General features: G+C 59.2%; 25 protein-coding genes and 2 pseudogenes. 17 read left to right on the plus strand and 10 right to left on the minus strand.

The annotated features are described in order from the left end of the window. Positions 1–1001 precede the first annotated feature (1001 nt). The gene (gene ppnN / locus ACRC4F_RS19465) at positions 1002–2375 is read right to left on the minus strand and encodes a nucleotide 5'-monophosphate nucleosidase PpnN (protein ID WP_438660796.1); all 1374 of its coding nucleotides are present in this window, start codon (positions 2373–2375) and stop codon (positions 1002–1004) included. A 226-nt stretch (positions 2376–2601) separates the two neighbouring features. Between ppnN and ACRC4F_RS19470 the strand changes: the two genes are divergently transcribed. Both ACRC4F_RS19470 and ACRC4F_RS19475 read left to right on the plus strand, forming a co-directional pair. Beyond that, the gene (locus ACRC4F_RS19470) at positions 2602–3129 is read left to right on the plus strand and encodes a DUF3087 domain-containing protein (protein ID WP_438660797.1); all 528 of its coding nucleotides are present in this window, start codon (positions 2602–2604) and stop codon (positions 3127–3129) included. Between the two features lie 189 nt (positions 3130–3318). After that, positions 3319–4896 (plus strand): sensor domain-containing diguanylate cyclase, encoded by a 1578-nt coding sequence (locus tag ACRC4F_RS19475; protein WP_438660798.1) that lies wholly within the window; start codon positions 3319–3321, stop codon positions 4894–4896. A 2-nt stretch (positions 4897–4898) separates the two neighbouring features. Here ACRC4F_RS19475 and ACRC4F_RS19480 read toward each other — a convergent pair whose 3' ends face one another. Next, positions 4899–5816: a LysR family transcriptional regulator gene (locus ACRC4F_RS19480; protein ID WP_438660799.1), complete on the minus strand. Its 918-nt coding sequence runs from the start codon at positions 5814–5816 to the stop codon at positions 4899–4901. Between the two features lie 3 nt (positions 5817–5819). Next, the gene (locus ACRC4F_RS19485; protein ID WP_438660800.1) at positions 5820–6206 is read right to left on the minus strand and encodes a DUF2784 domain-containing protein; all 387 of its coding nucleotides are present in this window, start codon (positions 6204–6206) and stop codon (positions 5820–5822) included. A gap of 169 nt (positions 6207–6375) precedes the next feature. Between ACRC4F_RS19485 and ACRC4F_RS19490 the strand changes: the two genes are divergently transcribed. Genes ACRC4F_RS19490 through ACRC4F_RS19500 form a run of 3 tightly spaced genes read left to right on the plus strand, consistent with a single transcriptional unit; the run spans position 6376 to position 7600 of the window. Beyond that, a complete protein-coding gene (locus tag ACRC4F_RS19490; protein WP_438660801.1) occupies positions 6376–7074 on the plus strand; it encodes an AzlC family ABC transporter permease in 699 nt (232 codons plus the stop codon). Further along, complete coding sequence (locus tag ACRC4F_RS19495) at positions 7074–7385, plus strand: AzlD domain-containing protein (protein ID WP_165557448.1); 312 nt, start codon at positions 7074–7076, stop codon at positions 7383–7385. Before ACRC4F_RS19490 ends, ACRC4F_RS19495 begins: the two co-directional genes overlap by 1 nt. A 59-nt stretch (positions 7386–7444) precedes the next feature. Further along, the gene (locus ACRC4F_RS19500; RefSeq protein WP_438660802.1) at positions 7445–7600 is read left to right on the plus strand and encodes a hypothetical protein; all 156 of its coding nucleotides are present in this window, start codon (positions 7445–7447) and stop codon (positions 7598–7600) included. A gap of 243 nt (positions 7601–7843) precedes the next feature. Here ACRC4F_RS19500 and ACRC4F_RS19505 read toward each other — a convergent pair whose 3' ends face one another. The 4 genes and pseudogenes from ACRC4F_RS19505 to ACRC4F_RS19520 form a co-directional block, all read right to left on the minus strand. Beyond that, positions 7844–8071, minus strand: a complete 228-nt coding sequence (locus ACRC4F_RS19505) for a DUF6555 family protein (protein ID WP_438660803.1) — start codon at positions 8069–8071, stop codon at positions 7844–7846. A 184-nt stretch (positions 8072–8255) separates the two neighbouring features. Beyond that, positions 8256–8528, minus strand: coding sequence for a hypothetical protein (locus ACRC4F_RS19510; RefSeq protein ID WP_438660804.1), 273 nt, complete (start codon positions 8526–8528; stop codon positions 8256–8258). A gap of 251 nt (positions 8529–8779) precedes the next feature. Further along, the gene (locus ACRC4F_RS19515; RefSeq protein ID WP_438660805.1) at positions 8780–9460 is read right to left on the minus strand and encodes an SOS response-associated peptidase; all 681 of its coding nucleotides are present in this window, start codon (positions 9458–9460) and stop codon (positions 8780–8782) included. A 72-nt stretch (positions 9461–9532) separates the two neighbouring features. After that, a pseudogene (locus ACRC4F_RS19520) lies at positions 9533–9619 on the minus strand (ABC transporter ATP-binding protein); the annotation flags it as partial. Positions 9620–9677: 58 nt separating this feature from the next. On the opposite strand from ACRC4F_RS19520, the pseudogene ACRC4F_RS19525 reads away from it, so the two are divergent. Together ACRC4F_RS19525 and ACRC4F_RS19530 are read left to right on the plus strand one after the other, a co-directional pair. Further along, positions 9678–9929 (plus strand): annotated as a pseudogene (locus tag ACRC4F_RS19525) (ABC transporter substrate-binding protein); the annotation flags it as partial. A 146-nt stretch (positions 9930–10075) separates the two neighbouring features. Continuing rightward, positions 10076–10975 (plus strand): polysaccharide deacetylase family protein, encoded by a 900-nt coding sequence (locus ACRC4F_RS19530; protein WP_438660806.1) that lies wholly within the window; start codon positions 10076–10078, stop codon positions 10973–10975. Between the two features lie 111 nt (positions 10976–11086). Here the strand turns inward: ACRC4F_RS19530 and ACRC4F_RS19535 are convergent, their stop codons facing one another. After that, positions 11087–11977 (minus strand): LysR family transcriptional regulator, encoded by an 891-nt coding sequence (locus tag ACRC4F_RS19535; RefSeq protein ID WP_438660807.1) that lies wholly within the window; start codon positions 11975–11977, stop codon positions 11087–11089. 127 nt (positions 11978–12104) lie between these two features. On the opposite strand from ACRC4F_RS19535, the gene ACRC4F_RS19540 reads away from it, so the two are divergent. The 8 genes from ACRC4F_RS19540 (at position 12105) to ACRC4F_RS19575 (ending at position 19873) form a co-directional block, all read left to right on the plus strand. Further along, positions 12105–13253, plus strand: a complete 1149-nt coding sequence (locus ACRC4F_RS19540) for a muconate cycloisomerase family protein (RefSeq protein WP_438660835.1) — start codon at positions 12105–12107, stop codon at positions 13251–13253. A gap of 10 nt (positions 13254–13263) precedes the next feature. Next, entirely contained in the window at positions 13264–13554 is a 291-nt protein-coding gene (gene catC / locus ACRC4F_RS19545; protein WP_438660808.1) for a muconolactone Delta-isomerase, read from the plus strand. 55 nt (positions 13555–13609) lie between these two features. Next, on the plus strand, positions 13610–14539 hold the full coding sequence (gene catA, locus ACRC4F_RS19550; RefSeq protein ID WP_438660809.1) for a catechol 1,2-dioxygenase: 930 nt from the start codon (positions 13610–13612) through the stop codon (positions 14537–14539). Between the two features lie 267 nt (positions 14540–14806). Continuing rightward, positions 14807–15766: an AraC family transcriptional regulator gene (locus ACRC4F_RS19555; protein ID WP_438660810.1), complete on the plus strand. Its 960-nt coding sequence runs from the start codon at positions 14807–14809 to the stop codon at positions 15764–15766. A gap of 292 nt (positions 15767–16058) precedes the next feature. After that, complete coding sequence (benA, locus tag ACRC4F_RS19560) at positions 16059–17423, plus strand: benzoate 1,2-dioxygenase large subunit (RefSeq protein WP_438660811.1); 1365 nt, start codon at positions 16059–16061, stop codon at positions 17421–17423. Then, positions 17420–17908 carry a benzoate 1,2-dioxygenase small subunit gene (benB, locus tag ACRC4F_RS19565; RefSeq protein WP_438660812.1) on the plus strand — a complete coding sequence of 163 codons (489 nt, stop codon included), beginning with the start codon at positions 17420–17422 and terminating at the stop codon, positions 17906–17908. Before benA ends, benB begins: the two co-directional genes overlap by 4 nt. Positions 17909–17918: 10 nt before the next feature. Further along, positions 17919–18932 carry a benzoate 1,2-dioxygenase electron transfer component BenC gene (gene benC / locus ACRC4F_RS19570; RefSeq protein WP_438660813.1) on the plus strand — a complete coding sequence of 338 codons (1014 nt, stop codon included), beginning with the start codon at positions 17919–17921 and terminating at the stop codon, positions 18930–18932. Between the two features lie 167 nt (positions 18933–19099). Further along, positions 19100–19873 (plus strand): 1,6-dihydroxycyclohexa-2,4-diene-1-carboxylate dehydrogenase, encoded by a 774-nt coding sequence (locus ACRC4F_RS19575; protein ID WP_438660814.1) that lies wholly within the window; start codon positions 19100–19102, stop codon positions 19871–19873. 15 nt (positions 19874–19888) lie between these two features. On the opposite strand, the gene ACRC4F_RS19580 is transcribed toward ACRC4F_RS19575, so the two are convergent. Beyond that, positions 19889–20251 carry an NUDIX hydrolase gene (locus ACRC4F_RS19580; RefSeq protein WP_438660815.1) on the minus strand — a complete coding sequence of 121 codons (363 nt, stop codon included), beginning with the start codon at positions 20249–20251 and terminating at the stop codon, positions 19889–19891. A gap of 211 nt (positions 20252–20462) precedes the next feature. On the opposite strand from ACRC4F_RS19580, the gene ACRC4F_RS19585 reads away from it, so the two are divergent. Next, entirely contained in the window at positions 20463–20657 is a 195-nt protein-coding gene (locus ACRC4F_RS19585; RefSeq protein WP_438660816.1) for a DUF2188 domain-containing protein, read from the plus strand. A gap of 118 nt (positions 20658–20775) precedes the next feature. Continuing rightward, positions 20776–21123: a hypothetical protein gene (locus ACRC4F_RS19590; protein ID WP_438660817.1), complete on the plus strand. Its 348-nt coding sequence runs from the start codon at positions 20776–20778 to the stop codon at positions 21121–21123. An 18-nt stretch (positions 21124–21141) separates the two neighbouring features. Here the strand turns inward: ACRC4F_RS19590 and osmE are convergent, their stop codons facing one another. Then, on the minus strand, positions 21142–21495 hold the full coding sequence (gene osmE / locus ACRC4F_RS19595) for an osmotically-inducible lipoprotein OsmE (RefSeq protein ID WP_438660818.1): 354 nt from the start codon (positions 21493–21495) through the stop codon (positions 21142–21144).

Genomic DNA, 21495 nt, shown 5'->3' on the forward strand with positions numbered 1-21495 from the left:
GGTTTCGCCCTTACGGCGACTCACTTTTTTTTCAAACGCCAAAAAAAAGTAAGCAAAAAAAGGCTCGCCCCAAGCGTCCGGCCCCTCGCTTAGGCTCGGCGTACCTTCGCTCCGGCATTCATCCGGGGGCATCGCCCTCCGGTTGGCTTCGCTGGCACCTACATGCGATGAGTTCGACTGCGTCGAACGGCGCTGCGCGCCAATCCCCGGATGAACGCCTCCACTCAGCCTCCCGAACGGGGCGGGTGGATCAGGATCAAAAGCTGAAGGCGAGCTAACGCTCGGCCTGATGAGTGGTGAGAAGCAAAAGCCGTACGCCGATTTATTGTGGGAGCTGGCCTGCCAGCGATGGCGGCCTGACAGCCGACCGAACTTTTGCAGGTGTTCACCGAACCCTGTGGGAGCTGGCCTGCCAGCGATGGCGGCCTGACAGCCGACCATTTTCTTGTTGATGTACACCAAACCTGTGGGAGCTGGCCCGCCAGCGATGGCGTCCTGACAGCCGTCCAATTTCTTGCTGATGTACACCAAACCTGTGGGAGCTGGCCTGCCAGCATGGCGGCCTGACAGCCGACCATTTTCTTGCTGATGTACACCAAACCTGTGGGAGCTGGCTTGCCAGCGACGGCGGCCTGACAGCCGTCCAATTTCTTGCTGATGTACACCAACCCCCTGTGGGAGCTGGCCTGCCAGCGATGGCGGCCTGACAGCCGACCATTTTCTTGCTGATGTACACCAAACCTGTGGGAGCTGGCTTGCCAGCGATGACGGCCTGACAGCCGACCAATCTCTAGCAGATGTTCACCGAACCTGTGGGAGCTGGCCTGCCAGCGATGGCGGCCTGGCAGCAGTCCAATTTCTTGCAGGTGCTCACCGAACCCTGTGGGAGCGAGCCTGTTCGCGATGAGGCCTTGTCAATCAACATCAATGTTGGATGACGCTCCGCCATCGCGAGCAGGCTCGCTCCTACAGTGGATTGGGTATTGGTCAGGCGCCGTTTATCACGCAACCACCTGATAACACGGCACATAAGCCGCACCACCCGGCAGTTTCATCCGGTGCTGGGCAACGAAGGCCTTGAGCAGTTGATCAAGCGGATGCATGACCGCTGCATCGCCACGGATCTGGTACGGCCCGTGCTCTTCGATCAGGCGGATGCCCTTGTCCTTGACGTTGCCGGCGACGATGCCGGAGAACGCGCGGCGCAGGTTGGCCGCCAGTTCGTGGGCGGGCAGGTCGCGGCTGAGTTTGAGGTTGGCCATGTTTTCGTGGGTCGGGTCGAAGGGGCGCTGGAAGCCTTCGTCGATTTTCAGCAGCCAGTTGAAATGAAATGCGTCGTTGCGCTCGCGGCGGAACTGTTTGACTGCCTTGAGGCCTTGGGTCATGTGCCGCGCGACTTCGGCCGGGTCGTCGATGATGATCTCGTAGTGTTTTTTCGCCGCGTCACCCAAGGTGGCGCCGACGAACGCGTCCAGTTGTTCCAGATACGGCGCGGCATGTTTCGGCCCGGTGAGGACGACCGGGAAGGGCACGCCTGCGTTGTCCGGGTGCATCAGGATGCCGAGCAGGTACAGGAACTCTTCGGCTGTGCCGGCGCCGCCCGGGAAGATGATGATGCCGTGGCCCACGCGCACGAAGGCTTCCAGGCGTTTTTCGATGTCCGGCAGGATCACCAGTTCGTTGACGATCGGGTTCGGCGCTTCGGCGGCGATGATGCCGGGCTCGGTCAGGCCGAGGTAGCGGCCGCCGTGGATGCGCTGCTTGGCGTGGGCGATGGTCGCGCCCTTCATCGGGCCTTTCATTACGCCGGGGCCGCACCCGGTGCAGATGTCGAGGCTACGCAGCCCTAGTTCATGGCCAACTTTCTTGGTGTATTTGTATTCTTCGGTGTTGATCGAGTGGCCGCCCCAGCACACCACGATCTTCGGCTCGACGCCGGGGCGCAGGGTGCGGGCGTTGCGCAGCAGGTGGAAGACGTAGTCGCTGATGCCCTGGGAAGTGCTCAGGTCGATGCGCTGGGCGTCGAGTTCGTTTTCGGTGTAGACGATGTCGCGCAGGGCACTGAAAAGCATTTCCCGGGTGCTGGCGATCATTTCGCCGTCGACAAAGGCGTCGGCCGGGGCGTTCAGCAGTTCCAGGCGGACGCCGCGGTCCTGCTGGTGAATGCGGATTTCGAAGTCCTTGTAGGCTTCGAGGATGGTCTTGGCGTTATCTACGTGGGCGCCGGTATTGAGGATGGCCAGGGCGCACTGGCGGAATAAGGTGTAGGTGCTGCCGGATCCGGCTTCGCTCAGTTGCTGCACTTCACGTTGAGAAAGGGTTTCCAGGCTGCCTTTAGGGCTGACAGAGGCGTTGATTACTTGTCGTTGGGTCATTCAATGATCCTTAAAACGATGGCATTCATACAGGCAAATGGCATCCGAATAGTATGTATCCATGAAAGAAGATGGCACGAACTGCGCTGTATCGCCATGTTCCCCGATTGAAGATGAAAAGTTGAAGAGGCGCCCAGCATAGCTAAATCCTGCGCAGGGGCGATAATGCCCCGCAGTCTTTTCGCTCACCGAGCCTTTTACCATTGATGCAAGGAACTCCGTCACGATGTTCGAAATCCAGCCGATGAACGCCGAACGCTTTCGACAACAGACGCGGCGCAGCACGGTCATTATTGCCCTGATATTCCTGGCGCTGGCGATGGTGCTGTCCACCACGGCGGTGGCGCTGTTCGGTGAACCCGGGGGCGACAACCTGCGGTTTAACGTGGGCGGCGTGTTTGTTGCGGTGCTGCTGATGGCGGCGTTGATGCGCGGTACGTTCTGGTCTCAGGCATGGATGGCGCCGGCAGTGTACGGCTGGCAGCTCAAACGCAGCCTGATGAGCATCACCAATGTGATGCATCAAGTGACGGCGGCGGTGGAGGCGGGTGATCCGACGGCCATGAAGCTGCTGCGTTTTTATCATCTGGGCTTGAGCCAGATGCATGAACTGGACGGCAACTCCAGCGACCATGGCCAATTGAGCAGGGAAATGGAGCAGCACAAGGTGCGGATGGAAGCGCTGAGCCTCGACACCGAACAGACGCAATTGAATCCCGCCTGGCTTGAAGCGGTGAAGCAGACGCAGAAGTAACGGACTGACGTTTTGGGCGTGGAAGACATCGGTCCCGGTACAGCAACCGCACACAAAGCCGTCATAACCCTGGTAAATCGCCTATCTTGTCTCTGACAGGACCTGACGGTCCGAGCGTCAGACAAGGCTGGATGGCACAAAAAAGGGCGAACGGGAAAGTCGCCATGTCATAACGATCCAGGGAGCGTCATGGGGCATCCGTCCATCAACGACCGAATTGAACACACCCGGCCCACTGCGCCCTGGGTGCCGGAGCCGGTCGAGTCCCGACTCAGGGTCCGCTACGCAGTCGTCCTGCTCGTGGCGGTGTGCCTGTCCATGACGGCCATTGTGATCTGGGAAGCCTGGAACTCGCGCCAGTACCATTTGCATGACAAAGAAGTGGCAATGTCCAACCTTGCCCAGACCCTGGCGTCACAGGCGCAGTCCTCGATCAAACAAGCCGATACGCTGCTGTTTACCCTGGTGGACCGCGTTGAAAACGAGGGCCTGGAGCAGAGGCAATTGCCCCGGTTGCGACGCTTGCTCAGTTCTCAGCGCAGTGAGCTGGCTCAACTCCATGGCCTGTTCGTATTCGACGAACAGGGACGCTGGGTCGCCAATTCCAACGGTGCGGACGTGCCGGGCGCGAACAATTCCGACCGTGAGTATTTCATCTTCCATCGTGATCATCCTGATCGCGGGCCTCATATCGGACCGTCGATCAAAAGTCGATCGACCAGCGAATGGATCATGACCGTGTCACGCCGGATCAATCATCCGGATGGCAGTTTCGCCGGAGTGGCGTTGGCAACGATCTATCTCAACCATTTCCTCGGGCTCTACGACAGCATCGACATGGGCAATAACGGCGTGATCAACCTGATTGCCGACAATTCCACCATCGTCGTTCGCCGACCGTTCAAGGAAACCGAAATCGGTACCAGTCTGGCCAACGGGCCGCTGTTCAGCCAACTGTTGCCCAAAGGCGATTCCGGCACCGCGACGGTCAAGTCCTACCTGGACGGTGTGGAGCGGGTGGTGGGGTTTCGCCGGGTCGAGGGTTATCCGCTGATCATCTTCGCGGCACTGGACAAGGCGGACGTCCTGGCCGGCTGGCGCGAGGAATCCATCCTGAGCGCTGGCATCGTGCTGTTGCTGCTGGTGTTTCTGGGAGGGTTGGGCTTTCGCCTGATTCGCTTCATGAAGCAGCAGAATCACACTCAAAGTGTGTTGCTCGATGCCCAGGAAAAGCTGATCGAGGTCAACCGCAGCCTTGAATTGCTGGCGCTCGAAGATGCACTGACCGGGCTCTCCAACCGGCGTCAGTTCGATCTGTTCATCCTCGCGGAAATGGGCCGCGCCCGGCGCACTCTGACCCACCTCGCGATGCTGATGATCGATGTCGATCACTTCAAGAGCTTCAACGATCGTTACGGGCACGTGGCGGGGGACGAGTGTTTGCGCAACATCAGCGCGATCATCAAGCACAACATCAAACGCCCCGGCGATCTGGCCGCGCGTTATGGCGGCGAGGAGTTTACGGTGGTGCTGCCCGGCACCGACTATGTAGGGGCGTTTCTGGTCGCCGAAAAAATCCGCCGTGCGGTTCAGCAGGCGGGTATCGAACACAGCGAAAGTCCGGAGGGCACGGTGACCGTCAGTGTCGGGGTTTGCGCCTACGACCCGGCCTCGCAGGATCAACCCGATGACCTGGTCAGTGCTGCGGACAAGGCCTTGTACGTGGCCAAGGCCAGCGGGCGGAACATGAGTGTCATTGCAAACTGAATTCAGACGAAGCGGTCGCTGCCCTGGACCAGTTTTGTGGACAGGTACGATTGCTTGAGCTTTTCCAGCCACCAGCCCAGCGCGCGACCGTCATGATCGCCGCGCCAGCCGGCGTACAGAATGTTCGGTTCCCGGGGATCAGCCATGTGCTTTTCCACCAGTGTGCCATTCCTCAGTAATGCGCTGAACCGATGCCTGGGCAGCCAGCCCACGCCGAGGCCATCGCTCTGGGCGAGAATCTTGGCGCGCATGGTCGGCACGGCGAGCACGGGCTGGCCGCCGGAGACGCCATAGGTGCTGCCCTCCGTGGCCCGGGACGAATCGGCCACGACAATCGCTCGGTGCTGCGCAACCATGGCGCGTGAAATCGGTTCCCTGGCCTTGGCCAGCGGGTGCTTGGGCGAGACCGCGAACACCCACTCCATTTCCCCCAGTTGCATCCAGCGCAGGCTGGGGATCGCCGGCGGTTCATTGGTGGCGCCGATGATCAAGTCCGCACGGCCTTCACGCAGCGCTTCCCACACACCTTTGAGCACTTCGTGAGTAATGCGCAGCGGTACGCCGGACTCCAGCGCATCGAACTCGTGAATGACGGGGATCAAGGCTTCGAACTCGAGCAACTCGTCGGTGACGATCCACAACCGGCTCTCCCAGCCATTGGCCACTTGTTGCACCCGTTGAGTCAGCCGGGTGACATCCTGCATCAGTCGCGACGCCTCGTTCACCAGCAACTCGCCGGCCGGGGTAAGTTGCAGGCGGTAACGACGCCGATCGAAGAGCAGCGCATCGAAGCGCTCCTCCAGTTGCCGCGCGGCATAGGACACCGTCGACGGTGCTTTGCCCAAGTGAGCGGCGGCCCGCGACAGGCTGCCGGTTTCACGGATGGCCTGGAGCAACGTCAGGTCTTCAATCGACAGCATGTCCTATCCTCGGCTGGTGTTTGTCCGGCGTAACTTCCACAGCCTGATCAGCCGAAGATAGACCGCTGCGTTGATCGCCAGCACCACGCTGCCCAGTGCCAGTTGAATCGCCGGTGTCAGCCCTGCCGGGTAGATGACCGGCCAGACATAATGTTCGATGAAGCCACCGCCGTAACCGGTTTGCCCGGCAGCCTCGCGCATGAGGTTTTCCCATTGCGTCAGCGGGCACGTCAGGTGAAAGACTTCCACGGTGACGCCCCAGACAGCTGCGGGCAGATGCCACCAGATCAGGGGGCGCCATTTGAGCACCAGCAGCCCGCCGAACAGTACGAACAGAATGAACAGCAAGTGAAACAGCACCAGCCCATCGGCGGCAATTCGGTAAAGCATGTCGACTCCCTGACGCGTCAGACGAATGGTTCCATGGTACTCGGGTTCTTGCTCATTGCAGCGGTTCTGAGCCATTCGGTGAGCGTTGCGCGCAAGTGCGCAAGATTGTTCAAGCCATTGAACGCAACTGCTGGCACAGTCTGGCGACTTTCCCTGTTTGTAGAGCGTTATGTCGAATTCACTCATGCCGCGCAGTGCCTTTCTACGCGGCGCTGCAGCGATCATGCCGTTGTCCCTGGCGACTGCGCCGTGGGGGCTGCTGGCCGGGTCCATGGCCATCGAGGCCAATCTCACACCGCTGCAGGGTCAGGGGCTGTCGAGCATCGTGTTTGCCGGTGCCGCGCAACTGGTGGCCATCGGCATGCTCAAGGGCGGGGCCGGGATTTTCTCTATCTTGCTGACCACGCTGTTACTGACCTCACAGCATTTGCTCTACGGGATGAGCATGCGCTCGGTGATTTCACCGCTGCCGGGTCGTTGGCGCGTGGGGCTGGGTTTTTTGCTTACCGACGAGCTGTTTGCCCTGACCAGCCAGCATGACAAACAGCAGTTCAACCGGTGGTACGCCTTGGGCGTGGGCCTGACGTTTTACATCGCCTGGAACCTCTTCACGCTGGCCGGCATCGTCTTGGGCAGCAGCATTCCCGGACTCGAACACATCGGATTGGACTTCTCCATCGCCGCGACCTTTATTGCCCTGATCACCCCGGTGGTGCGCAACGTTCCGACGGTGGTCTGCGTCGCGGTCTCGCTGTTTTGCTCGGTATTGTTCAGCTACTGGCATTGGGGTTCGGCGCTGGTGCTGTCGGGACTGGCAGGCATGACCGCAGGCTTTATCTGCAATAAATTCTACGTGGGGCGCACATGATGGTCTGGGCTGTGATTATCGGGATGGGCGTGCTCGTCTTCCTCAACCGCTACGTATTCCTTGAACCCAGGCTGCCGCTGCGCTTGAGCAGCAATGCCCGGCAGTTCCTCGGTTTTGCCGTGCCGGGGATGTTGACCGCGATCTGCGGGCCGATTGTGTTCATGCCGGAAAAACAGCTGAATCTGCAGTGGGACAATCCGTACCTGATCAGTTCGCTGGTGGCGGTGGGGTTGGTGCTTTACACCCGCAATACCTTGCTCAGCATGTTGTTGAGCATGGGATTTTTCTTTTTGCTGCGCTGGTGGCTTTGAACTGCTCTTTGGAAATTGTTCTACGCTTAATGGGTAATCCTTCAGGAAGAGAGGTGATCATGGCTAACGAACCCAAGCGTACAGACCTGGATGAAGAAGAGGATGAACCCTCGGAAGAAGAGCTTGAGCGGCAGAGGCGTTCAACCCAGACCTGGAAACATGACGACAGTCGGGAATTGTCAGACCGCGATGAAGAGCGTCCGCTGAGGCCTTGACGATCTGCATGCCCAACCGCAATCAAGCTCAAGACAATCTCCAGTCGAGCAAAAAACCTGTGGCGAGGGAGCTTGCTCCCGCTTGAGTGCGCAGCACTCACAAAAATCGGCATGGTTTTCATATTTTGGGGCCGCTTCGCAGCCCAGCGGGAGCAAGCTCCCTCGCCACAAAAAACAGGTGTGTTTGAAGTGCTGTGCTTGAGTGAACAGCACTATGCGATCAAACGGGGATGGCTGAGTCTGTCAGATCGCCTCATTCCAGCGAACCTTGGTGATGCCCAGTTGTTGAGCGCTCAAGCGCGCTGCTTCGAGGGAGGTGTGTGCGGCGATCTTTCGCTCGGATTGCGGAAAGGCATGCGCGGAGGCCGAATGAATCGCGTCCACGTCAGAGAACTGTTCAGCCAGTTTGAAAAAGTGCCGACGAACGCCGTCAAGCAAATAGTGCACGGCATAGGGAACGAGTTCGCTCATTTATTCCTCCTTAAATCCGCAGGTCTGTGGCTCAGTGTTTGAATGGGTCATTGAAAAAGTCTGCGGTGCCATTCTTGCGCAGATAACGAGGGTTGAAAAAAAAGAGGCCCTGATGGGCCTCTTCTTCAGAGTGCAACGATGTCCGGTTCGTTCAGTCGTGGGCTGAACTGAACCGGGCATCACTTCAGAGATCTTCCAGAGGTGGAAAATCCGGGTGGGAGGCCCGATAACCCAACTTGTTGTCGATCCAGGCATTCAGCTCGTTGACCATGACCGGCGGTGTGCCGGAGTAGGCTGCGAGGGTTGAGCGCAGTACGTCGTTGATATTGGGGATGGAACGCAGGTTTCGGGTCTTTATGTATTGCCCGATAAAGCAGTCCAGTTGATAGCGTTCTGTCAATGACAGGTACACGCAGTCCAGACCACTGACTTGATTAATTACAAGATCGTCGCGCAACTTAGTTCTCTGCAAGGCTTGTTAAATTTAGGGATTTCCTTGTTTATTGACTCTTTGGTCAATTGGGTACTGCCGATGGAAATGCGGCGCGCATGCTAGCGGTAGTGTTGCTAAATGTATGTACGATGAATGAATTGTCGGACAAGCGGTTAATGCGTCATTTTGCCGCATTCCGACAAGTGTTTCTATTATGAAACAGTCTGTGTAACGTTTATGTGGTTTGGCTATTTAGGCTCAAAAGTGGATCCATTTTAAATAAGCTTGTTAATCAACATTGCGCCCTGGTTCCTGACGTTTCCTATCGCTTTATCGACCCTGTACCACTCGAACACTTCGCTGGCTTCACCCTGCATCAGCACCATTTGCTCGGCGCGCTCCTTAGGCGTGGCCGGGTCCAGCCATTCGCGCGCCAACTCAGCTGACAACACCACCGGCCGCCGGTCATGAATGTCGAGCATGCCGCCGGCGCTGTCGGCCGTGATGATGACGAATCCGTCGCCTTCCTTTTGCTCGCTCCCACTCGAAGGAAACTGGCCGATCGCCGCGCAACAGATCGGCGCCCGATCCCGTCGACGAATCAGCCAGGGCTGTCGCGTCGAATCGCCGGCATCCACCCATTCGAACCAGTTGTCGATCGGCACAATCGCCCGGTGCGGCCAGATCGCCCGGAAGAACGGGCCGTGAGCGACTTTCTCGACGCGGGCATTGATCGGCGCCGCGCGATCCTTCGCCCAGTGCGGACGCCATCCCCAGCGCACCGGATCGGCGTGCAACCCGTCGGGCTCAAGGTGCAAAAGCGCGAGCTGGGTGGTGGGCGCGGCGTTGTAGCGGGCCAGCGGTTCATCCCCGACGTGGTTGATCAGGGCGTCGGGAATGCTCAGCACCGCGACAAAGTCGTGAATGCCACGGTACTGCGACAGTCGTCCGCACATCGGCTAATCCTCCGGCCGGAGCTTTCAGTGTAGGAGCACGGCTTGCCGGCGCAGACGATTTTACGGACACCCTCAAATCACATGGGCACGCTGCACCTCGGTCAACGACAACGCTTTCAATTGCGCGAGCACCGGGTCCTGCCGGTCACGTGGATGGGTAGCTGAGGGGATGATTTGCTGCACCGGTAAAAACACTCTGTTGAATCGCTGTTGCTGAAAAGCCCGGGCCTGGGTCGACAACCACACCGACGAGTACGCCGACCTCTGGGCGAAGAAGGCCAACCTGGACCAGAACGTGTCGCGGCATTGGCTGCGTCAGGCGCACATGACCGTCGGCCCGGTGGACGCGCAGGCTGCAAAGGATCTGCAGAGCACCGCGGACTTCCTGTTCAAGGTCAAGGCGTTGCCGGCGGCACTGGCCACCGCGCCGATTATCGACAGCTCGTTCCAGCAGTCGCTGGCGCAGTAAGCCACGCGGGTGAGCGCTGGAACCAAACACTGTGTACCCTGATCCAACCTCGGCCTACAGCCACCTGCGGGCCGACAATGGATAAATGGGCGAAGGGTTTTTGCCGTTTAACGTGATGACCATAACGGTCTGGCCCAAGGCAAACCATGAAACAGCTGTTCAAGGTTCTCACTGCGCTCGCCATCGCTGTCGGGCTGGCTGGCTGCATCGCCGCACCGATCGAACTGACCCCGCAGACCGAAGAGCGTCTGCGCGAGCAGCCACCAATCCGCTTCCTGCTGACCTTCGACGACGGTCCCAGCGCCTCGAGTTTCTGGAACCCGAGCATGACGGTGCTCGACAGCCTTGCGCAGAACCCGGTGCAACCGGGGATTAAAGCGGTGTTCTTCGTGCAGACCGGCGCGCCACGGGCCGGTGACAGCGACATCGGGCGCGGGGTCATGCACCGGGAACAGGCGGAAGGGCATGTGCTGGGTTTCCACACGGCGACCCACTCGCACACCAATCACCGTTCACTCAGCCCGGAAGAGCTGGAACAGTCGCTGAGCAAAGGCAGTGGCGACATCGCCGCGATCACCGGCACGCCGCCCACGCTGGTGCGTCCGCCTTTCTGGAATTACGACAAGCGTGTGTTTGCTGCCTACCAGCGGCACGGCATGCATCTGTTGCTGACCGACCTGAGCGCCAACGACGGCAAGATCTGGGGTTTCAACGCCAGCCCCCGGCGGCGGGCCAACATGCTGCTGCAACTGTCCGAAGTCCGCGAGCGCATTGCGCTGGGCGAATTGCCGACGGTGGACGGTGTGGTTCCGGTGGTGGTGACCTTTCACGACTTGAATCGGTATACCGCCCGGCATGCCCGCGAATACCTGCAAATCCTGCTGGATAGCGCCCGCGATACGGGGGTGAGGGTGGCGCAAAAGCCGTTTTATGACGACACGGAGGCGCTGCGACGGGCGGCCATGGCGCGTACGGTCAGTAGCGGTACAGAGGCAGTGAAATTGCCGGGGATCTGGAATTGGCTTTGGGATGGGGATTCGCATTAAACCCTGAGCAAAATGTTGTTGGGGATGCTGACATCGCGATGGCGAAAGCGATATCGCCGGCTGAAGTGGAACCATGTAGCAGCAGGCTTCGCCAGCTGCTACAGAATCGCCTTATGGCTGGTTCCGGGGCAGCAGTTCATCAATCATCTTCAAGCAATGATTCAACCCCGGCGTCACGTCACCCACGCGCCGGCTGAGGATGATCGGTGAAGTCGCGTTGTCTTCCAGCAACGGCGTGAAACCAATGTCGTCGCGGTGCAATAACTGCACCGACGCGGGCACCAGCGTGACGCCGATTCCAGCCCCCACCAGACCAATCGCTGTCTGCAGCTCATTGGTCCATTGCGCCACGTGGATGCTCACGCCGTAGGACTCGAACAGCGCAATCACATGATCGGCGTAGCTGGGGCGTGGATTGCCGGGGTACAGCACAAATGGCTCTGTTGCCAGTTGGCGAAGGCTGATCGGCCCGGCCAGCAGCGGATGGCCGGCGGGCAGGGCGGCGACCAGCCGGTCTTCGGTCAATACCGTCTGAATGATCGCCGGGTCGTCGATGCGAATCCGTCCGAAGCCGATGTCGATGCGCCCGGCCTTGAGCGCCTGCACCTGTTGCAGCGTGGTCATTTCCGATAGCCCAAGCTCAAGCTCCAGGGGCTCGCCGCTGCGCAAACGACGAATCAGTTCCGGCAGTACGCCATACAGCGTCGAGGGCGCAAAGCCGATACCGAGCCAGGTCTTTTCCCCCAGGCCGATGCGCTTGGTGTTGTCGCACACCTTGGCCAGTTGTTCGAGCAGGGCGGTGGAATGTTCATGGAAGAATCGCCCTGCATCGGTCAGCTTCAACGGACGACCGCGCTCCAGCAATATCACCCCGAGTTCATCTTCCAGCTGCTGGATCTGCCGGCTCAGGGGTGGCTGGGCAATGTGCAGCAGCTCCGCGGCGCGGGTGAAGTTGAGGGTTTGAGCCAACACCTGAAAATACCGCAGGTGACGCAGTTCCATGGGGCCTCCAGGCAAAGATCAGTTGAATACCTTTAAGGTATCGAGCCAGACCAATTCTATATTGGCCGTGGGCAAAAAGCCGTACGAGAATCCATTTCAGAACTTCAAGAACCTGACGGGTATCGACATGCGTGCAACTGCCATTGAATCGATCGAGACGATCATCGTCGATCTGCCGACCATTCGCCCGCACAAACTGGCCATGCACACGATGCAGAACCAGACCCTGGTGATCATCCGCGTGCGCTGCGCCGATGGCATCGAAGGCATCGGTGAGTCCACCACCATCGGTGGCCTGGCCTATGGCAACGAAAGCCCGGACAGCATCAAGACCAACATCGACAAACACTTCGCGCCCCTGCTGATCGGTGAGGACAGCGGCAATGTGAACGCCGCGATGTTGCGCCTGGAGCGCAGCATCCGTGGCAACACCTTTGCCAAGTCTGGTATCGAAACCGCTTTGCTCGACGCCCACGGCAAACGCCTTGGCCTGCCGGTCAGCGAGTTGCTCGGCGGCCGGGTTCGAGATGCGTTGCCCGTGGCATGGACCCTGGCCAGCGGCGACACCGACAAGGACATCGCCGAAGCGGAAAAAATGCTCGACCTGCGGCGCCACCGGATCTTCAAACTGAAAATCGGTGCCGGCGAAGTCAATCGCGACCTGGCCCACGTCATTGCGATCAAGAAAGCCTTGGGCGACCGCGCCAGCGTGCGGGTCGATGTCAATCAGGCCTGGGACGAGGCGGTCGCACTGCGCGCCTGCCGGATCCTGGGCAGCAACGGCATCGACCTGATCGAACAGCCGATCTCGCGCAACAACCGCAGCGGCATGGCGCGGCTGAATGCCGTGAGCCCGGCACCGATCATGGCCGATGAGTCCATCGAGTGTGTGGAAGACGCCTTCAACCTGGCGCGCGAAGGCGCGGCTTCGGTGTTCGCCCTGAAGATCGCCAAAAACGGCGGTCCCCGCGCCGTGTTGCGCACCGCCGCCATCGCTGAGGCCGCCGGTATCGGCCTGTACGGCGGCACTATGCTGGAAGGAGGGATCGGCACGATAGCCTCGGCCCATGCCTTCATCACCCTGAATAAACTGGCTTGGGACACCGAGCTGTTCGGCCCGTTGCTGCTGACGGAAGACATCCTCAGCGAGCCGCTGGTCTATCGCGATTTTGCGCTGCATGTCCCGCAAACACCGGGCCTTGGCCTGAGCCTGGATGAAGAACGCCTGGCGTTTTATCGCCGCGACAAGACATCCATTTCCGTTCATCAAGCCTGAGGAGAGCATCATGCTATTCCACGTAAAAATGACCGTGAATCTGCCGGTCGACATGAATCCTGAAACGGCCAACCAGCTGAAATCCGACGAGAAAGCCCTGGCCCAGCGCCTGCAAGAGCAAGGCAAGTGGCGCCACCTGTGGCGCATCGCCGGGCACTATGCCAATTACAGCGTTTTCGACGTCGACAGCGTTCAGGAACTGCACGACCTGCTGATGCAATTGCCGCTGTTTCCATACATGGCGATTGAGGTCGACGCGATGTGCCGACATCCTTCATCCATTCGCGAGGATGACCGCTGAACCCAGCCTGTTCAGTTCGCTACGCTAATAATTACAAGATGAGGAACCACCCAAAATGAACGTCAAGATTTCCCACACTGCCAGCGCCCAAAAGTTTCTCGAAGACGCCAGCGGCTTGCTCAACGACGCTGGCAACCCTCGGGTCAAAGCCTTGGTCTACCGCATTTTGCGTGATTCGGTGAACATCATCGAAGACCTGGCCGTGACCCCGGAAGAGTTCTGGAAAGCCGTCAATTACCTCAATGTGCTGGGCGCGCGTCAGGAAGCCGGTCTGCTGGTGGCCGGGCTGGGTCTGGAACATTACCTGGACTTGCTGATGGACGCCGAAGACGAGCAGGCGGGGAAGGCCGGTGGCACGCCGCGGACCATCGAAGGCCCGTTGTATGTGGCGGGTGCGCCGCTGTCTGAAGGTGAGGCGCGGCTCGATGATGGCGTCGATCCGGGTGTGGTCCTGTTCATGCAGGGCCAGGTGCGCAATACCGCTGGCGAACCATTGGCCGGCGCGGTGGTGGATGTCTGGCACGCCAACACGGGCGGCACTTATTCCTATTTCGATACCACTCAATCTGAGTTCAACCTGCGCCGCCGCATCGTCACCGATGCCGAGGGTCGCTATCGTTTTCGCAGCATCGTGCCGTCGGGCTACGGTTGCCCGCCGGACGGACCGACCCAGCAATTGCTCGATCAACTGGGCCGTCATGGGCAGCGTCCGGCGCACATTCACTTCTTTATCTCCGCGCCGGACCATCGTCACCTGACCACCCAGATCAACCTCGATGGTGACCAATACCTGCACGACGATTTCGCCTACGCCACCCGCGACGAGTTGATTGCGCACATCACCTTCAGCGACGATCCGCAGCGTGCGGCGGCCTATGGTGTTAGCGGGCGGTTTGCCGAAATCGATTTTGATTTCACTTTGCAGACTTCTGCGCAACCAGACGAGCAGCAACGCCACGAACGGGTTCGTGCGCTGGAGGATTGACCACCTCGACCCGCTGAACCTGTGGGAGCGAGCCTGCTCGCGATAGCGGAGTGTCAGTCAACGTTGATGTTGAGGCTGATGGCCCTATCGCGAGCAGGCTCGCTCCCACAGTTGACCGGGTTTCTTCAGAGGCAACGCGGTCAAAATGTAGGAGTGAGCCTGCTCGCGATAGGGCCAGAATTGCCCACATGTCAGCCCACTGACACACCGCTGCAAGTACGGCCTTAGAATGACCCGACGCACGATAACAACAACGAGAGTGACCCGATGATGCACGCGCAACTGTTGAGTCAGCGCAGCAGAGTATTCGACCATGCCGACCCTTACGCGGTGTCGGGTTACGTCAATCAGCACGTCGGTAATCACTGCATCCTCATGCCCCGGGTCGGCCGTCCGCTGGCCAGCCTCGATCATCGCAAATTCGCCAGCCTCGACCTGTGTCGCATCAGCTACGGCGCCAGCGTGCGGGTGACCTCCGGCGCGCTGGAAAATATCTATCACCTGCAAGTGCTGCTGAGCGGCAACTGCCTGTGGCGCGGTCTCGGTCAGGAACATTATTTTGCGCCGGGTGAATTGCTGTTGATCAACCCTGACGATCCGGTCGATCTGACGTACTCCGATGATTGCGAAAAATTCATCCTCAAAGTCCCCACCCGGCTGTTTGAGGCGGTGTGCGAAGAGCAGCGTTGGCGCTATCCGGGGCAGGGCGTGCGGTTTCTGGAAAACCGTTATCAGCTCGATGAGCTGGAAGGTTTCATCGGCCTGCTGGCGATGATTTGCCAGGAGGCCGAAGCCACCGAGCAGAGCCCCCGGGTGCAGGAACACTACGCACAGATCATCGTCAGCAAGATGCTCAGCCTGATGAAAACAAACGTCATCCGCAGCAGCCTCGGCTCGTCGTCGGCGACGTTCGAGGTGATTGCCGATTACATCGCGCGCCACCTCAAGCAGGACATCGACAGTGAAGAACTGGCGCGTCAGGCAAGTATGAGCCTGCGTTCGCTGTACGGTTTGTTCGAGCGCAACGCCGGCACCTCACCGCAAAACTACATCCGCCAGAAGAAACTCGAGCGCATCAACCAATGCCTGAGCGACCCGACCTGCAATGTACGTAACGTCACGGAGGTGGCCATGGATTACGGCTTCCTGCACCTGGGACGGTTCTCCGACAACTACCGCAAACAGTTCGGCGAATTGCCCTCCGACACCCTCAAGCGCCGCGACTGACTGTAATTAATTGACCGAGCGACGCATAACCTGTGGCGAGGGAGCTTGCTCCCGCTCGGCTGCGCAGCAGTCGCAAACCTGTGACCCCGGTTATGCAGATTGATTGCGGTTGCAGTTTTTGGGGCCGCTTCGCAGCCCAGCGGGAGCAAGCTCCCTCGCCACAAAGTAAGCGTCGCCCATAGGCATCACCCATTGCATTAAACGGATACACGTCTGCACCCATCGGATAGTCCGCTCCATCCCCCCGTCCTAGCATGGCCCTGCCTGAATAAAAACAATGGAGGCGGCGGCCATGTCCCTGCGACCCGAATACCTTCACTCCCTGCTTGAAGACGACAAAGAACAGGGCATCTACCGCTGCAAGCGCGAGATGTTCACCGACCCGCGGCTGTTCGACCTGGAGATGAAACACATCTTCGAAGGCAACTGGCTGTACCTGGCGCATGAAAGCCAGATTCCCAACATTAACGATTTCTACACCACCACCATGGGGCGCCAGTCGATCTTCATCGCGCGCAACAAGGAGGGTGTGCTTAACGCTTTTATCAACGCTTGCAGCCATCGCGGCGCAACGCTGTGCCGGCACAAGACCGGCAACAAGAGTTCCTACACCTGCCCGTTCCACGGCTGGACCTTCAACAACTCCGGCAAGTTGCTCAAAGTCAAAGACCCGGCTGCTGCGGGCTACCCGGCGAGCTTCAACTGCGACGGCTCCCACGACCTGACCAAAGTTGCGCGTTTCGAGTCCTATCGCGGCTTCCTGTTTGGCAGCCTGAAGGCTGATGTCGTGCCGCTGGTCGAGCACCTGGGCGAGTCGGCGAAGATCATCGACATGATCGTCGATCAGTCCGCCGATGGCCTCGAAGTGCTGCGCGGTTCCTCCAGCTACATCTACGAAGGCAACTGGAAACTCACCGCCGAAAACGGCGCCGACGGTTACCACGTCAGCTCCGTGCACTGGAACTACGCTGCCACCCAGAACCAGCGCAAACAACGTGAAGCCGGAGACAGCAACCCGACCATGAGCGCCGGGACCTGGGCCAAACAGGGCGGGGGGTTCTACTCGTTCGACAAGGGCCACATGCTGCTCTGGACCCGCTGGTCCAACCCCGAAGATCGTCCGCTCTACGAGCGCCGCGACGAGCTGTCCCGGGATTTCGGCCGGGCCCGCGCCGACTGGATGATCGAGAACTCGCGCAACCTGTGCCTGTACCCGAACGTGTACCTGATGGACCAGTTCAGCTCGCAGATCCGCATCGCCCGGCCGATCTCCGTCGATCGCACGGAAATCACCATTTACTGCATCGCCCCCAAAGGCGAAAGCGACCACGCCCGGTCGAGCCGGATTCGTCAGTACGAAGATTTCTTCAACGTCAGCGGCATGGCCACCCCGGATGATCTGGAAGAGTTTCGCTCGTGCCAGACCAGCTATCAGGGCAGCGTCACGACGTGGAATGACATGTCCCGCGGTGCCGAGCACTGGGTCGAAGGCGCCGATGAGGCGGCCAGGGAAATTGACCTGCATCCGCTGCTCAGCGGCGTGCGCACCGAAGACGAAGGCCTGTTCGTGCTGCAACACAAGTACTGGCAGCAAACCATGCTCAAGGCCCTGGCGGCCGAACAGTCCGGATTGATCGCTGTGGAGGCCGTGCAATGACCCTCACTTATGACAACCTGCGCGATTTTCTCTACCGCGAAGCGCGCTACCTCGATGACAAACAATGGGATGACTGGCTGGAACTGTACGCCGCCGATGCGTCGTTCTGGATGCCATCCTGGGACGACAACGACGAGTTGACCGAAGACCCGCAGCGCGAGATTTCGCTGATCTGGTACGGCAACCGCACCGGCCTGGAAGACCGCATCTTCCGGATCAAGACCGAACGCTCCAGCGCCAGCATTCCGGACACCCGGACCTCGCACAACATTAGCAACATCGAGCTGCTCGAACAGGCCGACGGGCTGTGCAAGGTGCGCTTCAACTGGCACACCCTGAGCTTTCGCTACAAGACCGTCGACAGCTATTTCGGCAGCAGTTTCTACACCCTCGATGTGCGCGGTGAAAACCCGCTGATCAAGGCCAAGAAAGTGATCCTGAAGAACGATTACGTTCGCCAGGTCATCGATGTCTACCACCTCTGAGGCGGCCGTCATGACTCATTCCATTGCATTCAATTTTGAAGACGGCGTCACTCGGTTCATCGACGCCAATGTGGGCGAAACCGTGGCCGATGCTGCGTACCGCCAAGGCATCAATATTCCGCTGGATTGCCGCGACGGCGCGTGCGGCACCTGCAAGTGTTTTGCCGAGGCCGGTCGCTATGACTTGGGCGAGGAATACATCGAAGACGCGCTCAGCGCCGACGAAGCGCAGCAGGGTTTTGTCCTGACTTGCCAGATGCGCGCCCAGAGCGATTGCGTAGTGCGGGTGCCGACGTCATCGCAAGTCTGCCGTACCCAGCAGGCCAGTTACGACGCCACTATCAGCGCCGTGCGGCAGCTGTCCGACAGCACCATCGCGCTGTCGATCAAGGGCGAATCACTGAGCAAACTGGCGTTTCTGCCGGGCCAGTATGTGAACCTCGCAATCCCCGGTAGCGAGCAGACCCGCGCGTACTCCTTCAGCTCGTTGCAGCGTGACGGCGAAGTCAGTTTCCTGATCCGTAACGTGCCCGGTGGCTTGATGAGCAGCTTCCTTACCGGCATGGCCAAGGCTGGCGATAGCATGCGCCTGGCCGGGCCGTTGGGCAGTTTTTATCTGCGTGATATCCGCCGGCCGTTATTGCTGTTGGCCGGCGGGACCGGCCTGGCGCCATTCACTGCGATGCTGGAGAAAATCGCCGAGCAGGGCAGTGAACATCCGCTGCATTTGATCTACGGCGTGACTAACGATTTTGATCTGGTGGAACTGGATCGGCTTGAAGCGTTTGCCGCGCGAATCGCGAATTTCAGCTTCAGCGCTTGCGTGGCCAACCCCGACAGCCAGCACCCGCTCAAGGGTTACGTGACCCAGCACATCGAGCCACGGCATTTGAACGATGGCGATGTCGACGTCTACCTGTGCGGCCCGCCGCCGATGGTCGAAGCGGTCAGCCAGTTCATTCGCGAACAGGGTGTCGCACCGGCGAATTTCTACTACGAAAAATTCGCCGCCAGCGCGGCTTGAATCACGCACATCGATCCAATGTAGGAGCCAGCCTGCTCGCGATGAGGCCGGCACATTCGACATTGATGGCGTCTGACACACCGCTATCGCGAGCAGGCTCGCTCCCACAGGTCAGTGTTTTGTCTGGTAGATCTTCACTGGATGGCATCCTTCGTCACGAGGTACACATGAACAGATTTCAGGAAAAAGTCGCGCTAATCACTGGCGCGGCGCAAGGCATCGGGCGGCGGGTGGCGGAGCGCATGGCCGCCGAGGGCGCGCGGTTGATTCTGGTGGATCGCTCGGACCTGGTGTTCGAAGTGCAGCAACACTTGGGGCAGGGCAGTCAGGTGCTGGCCTTGACCGCCGACCTTGAGCAATACAGTGAGTGCAGCCGGGTGATGCGCACCGCCGTCGAGCGCTTTGGGCGTCTCGATGTGCTGGTCAATAACGTGGGCGGCACGATCTGGGCCAAGCCTTTCGAACACTACGAAGAACAGCAGATCGAGGCTGAAGTCCGCCGTTCGCTGTTTCCGACGTTATGGTGCTGCCACGCCGCGCTGCCGTTCATGCTGGAGCAGGGCAGCGGCGCCATCGTCAACGTGTCGTCCATCGCCACCCGCAGCATCAATCGTGTGCCTTACGGCGCGGCGAAGGGCGGCGTCAATGCGCTGACCGCTTGCCTGGCGTTTGAAACCGCCGGCCGCGGGGTTCGGGTCAATGCCACTGCGCCCGGTGGCACCGAAGCACCGCCGCGAGTCATCCCGCGTAACAGCACAGAGCAAAGCGCTGAAGAAAAGATCTGGTACCGGCAAATTGTCGATCAGACGCTCGACAGCAGTTTGATGAAACGCTATGGAACGCTGGATGAGCAGGCAGGCGCCATCCTGTTTCTGGCCAGCGACGAGGCGTCGTATATCACCGGCATGATCATGCCGGTGGGCGGCGGCGACCAGGGCTGAGACGACTGCGAAAACCTACAGGCGACGCTGAAAGGCTCTGACAATCCTGAGCGTGGCGTCGCTGGTGTTCAGGTTTTGAACCGCGTCCAGCGGAAACCACATGCAATCGAAGATTTCATTTTGTGGCCGGGCTTCGTAAGAGTTGAGTACTGACGCCTCATAAACATGGTGCCGGGTGCCGCCCGCTTCCAGTTCCATCAGGTACAGCAAGCCGTCGACCGCAAGCCCTGTTTCTTCCTGGAGTTCGCGCGTGGCAGCCCCGGCAGTGGTTTCACCGCGCTCGACTTTTCCACCGGGCAAGGTCCAGCGACACTTGGGTTTGCGCACCAGGAGAACATGCCGATCCTGCTCGCAAATGACTGTTGCGCGTACTTTCATGTGTTACTTATCCGCCGCTTGTCACAAAACAGTCATAAAAATGCAATATTCAGGCCGAAGCCTCTGTTACAGGGTTGGAGTCGGGGGCGCTGTTGAAAGTGCAAAAGGCTTGTCGAAAAACTGGCGCGACGTCTGGTCGGCACCAGGGCAGAGGTCGGGTGTAAGGTAGCCAAGTCAATCGTGGCTTATCACTGCCGAAAAGGAGGTGACTATGAGCGTTCCGATGCTGAATAAAATGCACATGAACGGTTATGCCGTACTCAGCGTAAACAACGGTCCCTGGCGGGTGTGTACCAAAGGTGACCGGCTCGCAGCCTTTGCCAATAGAGAGGAAGCGCTGGCCTATGCGGCTGCGCTGCCTGCCTGCAGAGCGGGTAGGTCGACTCAAAGCCGGAAATCAGAATGATCGTGGTTTGAAGCCCTGGTGTACCGGGGCTTTTTTTTGTCTCGAAACCAGGCGCTGGAGGATTTTAAAAGGGACATTCGGGTGATAGGGTGGCCGCTTTCAATCCAAGGATGAACTCATGTTAAAAGGGCACTGGGCTGCTTTGGCAATGTGGTCTGCTTTTTGTTTTGCTGGTGTAAGTCAGGCTCAAGCGCAGACGCAAGGCGAAATCCACACCAATCAAAAGGTTTGCGATGTTTTCCGTACATTGGCTGGATCGATCATGCAGTCCCGGCAAAATGGCGAATCGAAAGAAAGTTTGCTGGCCGTTAAGTCGGGTAATCCTGATCACGACAAGTTAGGCGCTCTGCTGATCAACGAAGCGTACAGTCAGCCCGTTCTCGATTCCCCAGAACTCAAAAGCAAAGCAATCACTGCGTTCGCGGATAAATGGCGCAACACCTGTAATAAACCTGTTTCCAGCTAGTCCGTTACGCCATGTTTGTTAATAACCTCCGCCCCCCGAACTGCGAGAGGGCTCCCTGGCTTTCTGTTGGGCGTGACTCCATTCGGCGCAGGTCATGAAGCTTTTGTGATCGACTTTACCCCTGCCATCGAAGCTGATGTTGTACGGTTTCTGTTGGCCGGCCTGCGTCAGCTTGTAATCAAAACAGGTGCCGGGCACCACTGTGCGCTCCGTTATCGATAAAGGCTGGCCGCCAATCTGTTGAACCTGGTCCTTGCTCATACCGCTCTCGACTTTTGCGACTAGCGGCTGGTCGCGAAAAACGTGCGAATCAGTGCTGCAGCCAGCCGTCGTTGCCAGCACGACGATCAGCGCGAATGGAAGCTTGATCAT

This window comes from Pseudomonas sp. (genome assembly GCF_051660785.1).
Lineage (GTDB): Bacteria > Pseudomonadota > Gammaproteobacteria > Pseudomonadales > Pseudomonadaceae > Aquipseudomonas.